At 70.8% G+C, this 4,860-nt stretch carries 3 protein-coding genes; all 3 read left to right on the top strand.

What is annotated here, in order from left to right; genetic code table 11:
• Positions 1-173 precede the first annotated feature (173 nt).
• On the top strand, positions 174-1,325 hold the full coding sequence (locus FNH08_RS44605) for a CaiB/BaiF CoA transferase family protein (protein ID WP_152777220.1): 1,152 nt from the start codon (positions 174-176) through the stop codon (positions 1,323-1,325).
• 70 nt (positions 1,326-1,395) lie between these two features.
• A complete protein-coding gene (locus tag FNH08_RS44600) occupies positions 1,396-2,610 on the top strand; it encodes an acetyl-CoA C-acetyltransferase (protein WP_322726449.1) in 1,215 nt (404 codons plus the stop codon).
• Between the two features lie 45 nt (positions 2,611-2,655).
• Positions 2,656-4,830, top strand: a complete 2,175-nt coding sequence (locus tag FNH08_RS44595; protein WP_152777219.1) for a 3-hydroxyacyl-CoA dehydrogenase NAD-binding domain-containing protein — start codon at positions 2,656-2,658, stop codon at positions 4,828-4,830.
• Positions 4,831-4,860 lie beyond the last annotated feature (30 nt).

The following is a 4,860-nucleotide window of genomic DNA, read 5'->3' as shown; positions in this document are numbered from 1 at the left end:
GGTCTGGGGGCGCAGCCCCCAGGCGGTCACCCCGACTCCGGGTAACTCCACCGGACTCCGGGTACCTTCACCCCGGGCACAAAACTAAGCGCTTGCTCGCCCAGACCTTGTGCCCACTGGAACACGTTCTTAGCATCGCTGATGTCACATCAGCGGGACACGCAGGGAGCCGGATGGCAGCCGCAGAGACGCCCGGGCACGGCCCACTGGCCGGCGTGCGCGTGGTCGAGCTGGCCGGCATCGGCCCCGGCCCCTTCGCCGCCATGCTCCTCGCCGACCTCGGAGCCGACGTGGTCCGCGTGGACCGGCCCGGCGGCACCGGACTCGCCGTCGACCCCGAGTACGACGTCACCAACCGCAACAAGAGGTCGGTGATCGTCGACCTCAAGGGCGAGAGCGGCCCGGACCTCGTCCTCGGCCTGGCCGACCGCGCCGACATCCTCATCGAGGGCTATCGCCCTGGCGTCGCCGAGCGCCTCGGCGTCGGCCCCGAGACCTGCCACGCCCGCAACCCGCGGCTCGTCTACGGCCGTATGACCGGCTGGGGCCAGGAGGGCCCGCTCGCCCATCGCGCCGGGCACGACATCGCGTACATCGCGCCGACCGGCACCCTCGGCATGATCGGCAGCCCGGACGAGCCGCCCGCCGTCCCGGCCAACCTCCTCGGCGACTACGCGGGCGGCTCGCTCTACCTCGTCGTCGGCGTGCTCGCCGCCCTGCACCACGCGCGCGCGACCGGCACCGGACAGGTCGTGGACGCGGCCATCGTGGACGGCACCGCGCACCTGGCCACGATGATCCACGGCATGCTCGCCGCCGGCCGCTGGCAGGACCGGCGCGCGGCCAACCTCCTCGACGGAGGCTGCCCCTACTACGGGACCTACGAGACGGCCGACGGTGGGTACATGGCCGTGGGCGCGCTGGAGCGGCAGTTCTACGCGGAGTTCGTCGACCTGCTCGGCATCAGGGACCAGGCGCCCGCCCACAAGGACGTGGCACGCTGGGGCGAGCTGCGCGAGACGGTCGCGGCCCGCTTCAAGGCCCGTACACGCGAGGAGTGGACGGCCGTCTTCGAGGGTTCCGACGCCTGCGTGGCCCCGGTGCTCTCGCTGAGCGAGGCGCCGCACCACCCGCACCTCGCCGCGCGCGGCACCTTCACCGACTTCGGCGGCATCACCCAGCCCGCCCCCGCGCCCCGCTTCTCCAGGACCCACACGTCCGTGCGCAGCGGCCCCGCCCAGCCGGGCGCCGACACCGCGGCCGTGGCCCGGGACTGGGACATACCCGGTCTCCTGGAGCCCGGTCTCCTGAAGGACGACGGCTGACACCCGTTCCACCACGGGTCGATTCCACCCCCGCCTCCCGATCCCTCTTGCCACCCGAAAGGCCCGACTCGTGAGCACCGAAGCGTATGTGTACGAAGCGATCCGCACCCCGCGCGGCCGCGGCAAGGCGAACGGCGCCCTGCACGGCACCAAGCCCATCGACCTGGTGACCGGCCTGATCCACGAGGTTCAGCGGCGCCTGCCCGGACTCGACCCGGCCGCGATCGACGACATCGTGCTCGGTGTCGTCGGACCCGTCGGCGACCAGGGCTCCGACATCGCCCGCACCGCCGCGGTCGCCGCCGGGCTGCCGGACACGGTGGCCGGAGTCCAGGAGAACCGCTTCTGTGCCTCGGGCCTCGAAGCCGTCAACATGGCCGCCGCGAAGGTCCGTTCGGGCTGGGAGGACCTGGTGCTCGCGGGAGGCGTCGAGTCGATGTCGCGTGTCCCGATGGCTTCCGACGGCGGCGCCTGGTTCAACGACCCGATGACCAACATGGCGGTCAACTTCGTACCGCAGGGCATCGGAGCCGACCTCATCGCCACCATCGAGGGCTTCTCGCGGCGGGACGTCGACGAGTACGCGGCGCTGTCGCAGGAGCGGGCGGCGGCGGCCTGGAAGGACGGCAGGTTCGACAGGGCCGTGGTTCCGGTGAAGGACCGCAGCGGGCTCGTGATCCTCGACCACGACGAGCACGTGCGGCCCGGTACCACCGCCGACTCGCTCGCCAAGCTCAAGCCGTCCTTCGCGGACATCGGGAACCTGGGCGGCTTCGACGCGGTGGCACTGCAGCAGTACCACTGGGTCGAGGAGATCGACCACGTCCACCACGCCGGCAACTCCTCCGGCATCGTGGACGGCGCGGCGCTCGTCGCGATCGGCTCCAAGGAGGTCGGCGAGCGCTACGGACTGACCCCCCGCGCGCGGATCGTGTCCGCGGCCGTCTCCGGCTCCGAACCCACCATCATGCTCACCGGGCCGGCACCCGCGACCCGCAAGGCCCTCGCCAAGGCGGGACTGACCATCGACGACATCGACCTCGTCGAGATCAACGAGGCCTTCGCGGCCGTGGTGCTCCGCTTCGTGAAGGACATGGGGATCCCGCTGGACAAGGTCAACGTCAACGGGGGCGCGATCGCGCTGGGGCATCCGCTGGGCGCGACAGGGGCGATGATCCTGGGCACCCTGACGGACGAACTCCAGCGCCAGGACAAGCGCTACGGCCTCGCCACCCTGTGCGTCGGCGGCGGCATGGGCATCGCCACGATCATCGAACGCCTGTAACCCCAGCGGACCGACCCGACTTCAGACTTCGACGGAGAACTTGCCATGACCGAGAGCACCACCATCCGCTGGGAGCAGGACGACACCGGAGTCGTCACCCTCGTCCTCGACGACCCCGACCAGTCCGCCAACACCATGAACCAGGCCTTCAGGGCCTCCATCAAGGCGATCGCCGACCGGGCGGAGGCGGAGAAGGACTCGATCCGCGGGATCATCTACACGTCCGCGAAGAAGACGTTCTTCGCGGGCGGTGACCTGAAGGACATGATCCAGGCGGGTCCGGAGCACGCCCAGCACGCGTTCGACACCGGTACCGAGATCAAGAACTCCCTGCGCCGCATCGAGACGCTCGGCAAGCCGGTGGTCGCGGCCATCAACGGCGCGGCCCTCGGCGGTGGGTACGAGATCGCCCTCGCCAGCCACCACCGCATCGCCCTCGACGCGCCCGGCTCGAAGATCGGCCTCCCCGAGGTCACCCTGGGGCTCCTCCCGGCGGGCGGCGGTGTCACCCGCACCGTACGGCTGATGGGCATCGCGGACGCCCTGCTGAAGGTGCTCCTCCAGGGCACCCAGTACAGCCCGCAGCGCGCACGCGACAACGGCCTCGTCCACGAGGTGGCCGCCACTGGCGAGGAGATGCTCGCCAAGGCCCGCGCCTTCATCGACGCCAACCCCGAGTCGCAGCAGCCCTGGGACCAGCCGGGCTACAGGATCCCCGGCGGCACCCCGGCCAACCCGAAGTTCGCGGCGAACCTGCCCGCGTTCCCCGCCAACCTCAAGAAGCAGCTGAACGGCGCGCCCTACCCGGCGCCGCGCAACATCCTCGCGGCCGCCGTCGAGGGCTCCCAGGTCGACTTCGAGACCGCGCTGGTCATCGAGGCCCGCTACTTCACCGAGCTGGTCACCGGCCAGACCGCGAAGAACATGATCCAGGCGTTCTTCTTCGACCTCCAGGCCGTCAACGCGGGCAGAAGCCGCCCCCAGGGCATCGAGCCCCGCCAGGTCCACAAGGTCGCCGTCCTGGGCGCCGGGATGATGGGCGCGGGCATCGCGTACTCGTGCGCCCGCGCCGGCATCGAGGTCGTCCTCAAGGACGTGTCGGTGGAGGCGGCACAGAAGGGCAGGAGCTACTCCGAGAAGCTCTGCGCCAAGGCGGTCTCCAGGGGCCGTACGACCCAGGAGAAGGCCGACGCGCTGCTCGCCCGCATCACGCCCACCGCAGATCCGGCCGACCTCGCGGGCTGTGACGCCGTCATCGAGGCCGTCTTCGAGGACCCGGCCCTCAAGCGCAAGGTGTTCCAGGAGATCGAGCAGATCGTCGCGCCGGACGCACTGCTGTGCTCCAACACCTCGACCCTGCCGATCACCGTGCTGGCCGAGGGCGTCGAGAGGCAGAACGACTTCGTCGGCCTGCACTTCTTCTCACCCGTCGACAAGATGCCGCTGGTCGAGATCATCAAGGGGAAGCGGACGGGGGACGAGGCCCTGGCCCGCGCCTTCGACCTCGTCCGGCAGATCAACAAGACCCCGATCGTCGTCAACGACTCGCGCGGCTTCTTCACCTCCCGGGTGATCGGCCACTTCATCAACGAGGGTGTCGCGATGGTCGGAGAGGGCATCGAGCCGGCGTCGGTCGAGCAGGCGGCGGCCCAGGCCGGCTATCCGGCGAAGGTGCTCTCCCTGATGGACGAGCTGACCCTCACCCTCCCGCGCAAGATCCGCGGCGAGACGAAGCGGGCGGTGGAGGAGGCGGGCGGAACCTGGGCCGCCCACCCGGCGGAGGCGATCATCGACCGGATGGTCGACGAGTTCGGGCGCACCGGGCGCAGTGGCGGCGCGGGCTTCTACGACTACGCCCCGGACGGCGGGCGCGGCAAGCTGTGGCCCGGCCTGCGCGAGCACTTCACCAAGCCGGGGTACACGATCCCGTTCGAGGACATGCAGGAGCGCATGCTCTTCTCCGAGGCGCTGGACACCGTCCGGCTCCTGGAGGAGGGCGTCCTGACGTCCGTCGCCGACGCCAACATCGGCTCCATCCTCGGCATCGGCTTCCCCGGCTGGACCGGCGGCGTCCTCCAGTACATCAACGGCTACGAGGGGGGCCTGCCCGGATTCGTCACCCGCGCCCGGGAGCTCTCCGAGCGCTACGGGGAGCGGTTCACCCCGCCCGCGTTGTTGGTGGAGAAGGCGGAACGAGGGGAGCGGTTCGGGGACGAGTAACAGGCGGGTGCCCCCGGGGCAGGTTCCTCG

The sequence above is a fragment of the Streptomyces spongiae genome, from assembly GCF_009377185.1.
Classification (GTDB): domain Bacteria; phylum Actinomycetota; class Actinomycetes; order Streptomycetales; family Streptomycetaceae; genus Streptomyces; species Streptomyces spongiae.
The sequence above is the reverse complement of the archived record's forward strand: the minus strand, read 5'-3'. Positions and strand labels throughout refer to the sequence as shown.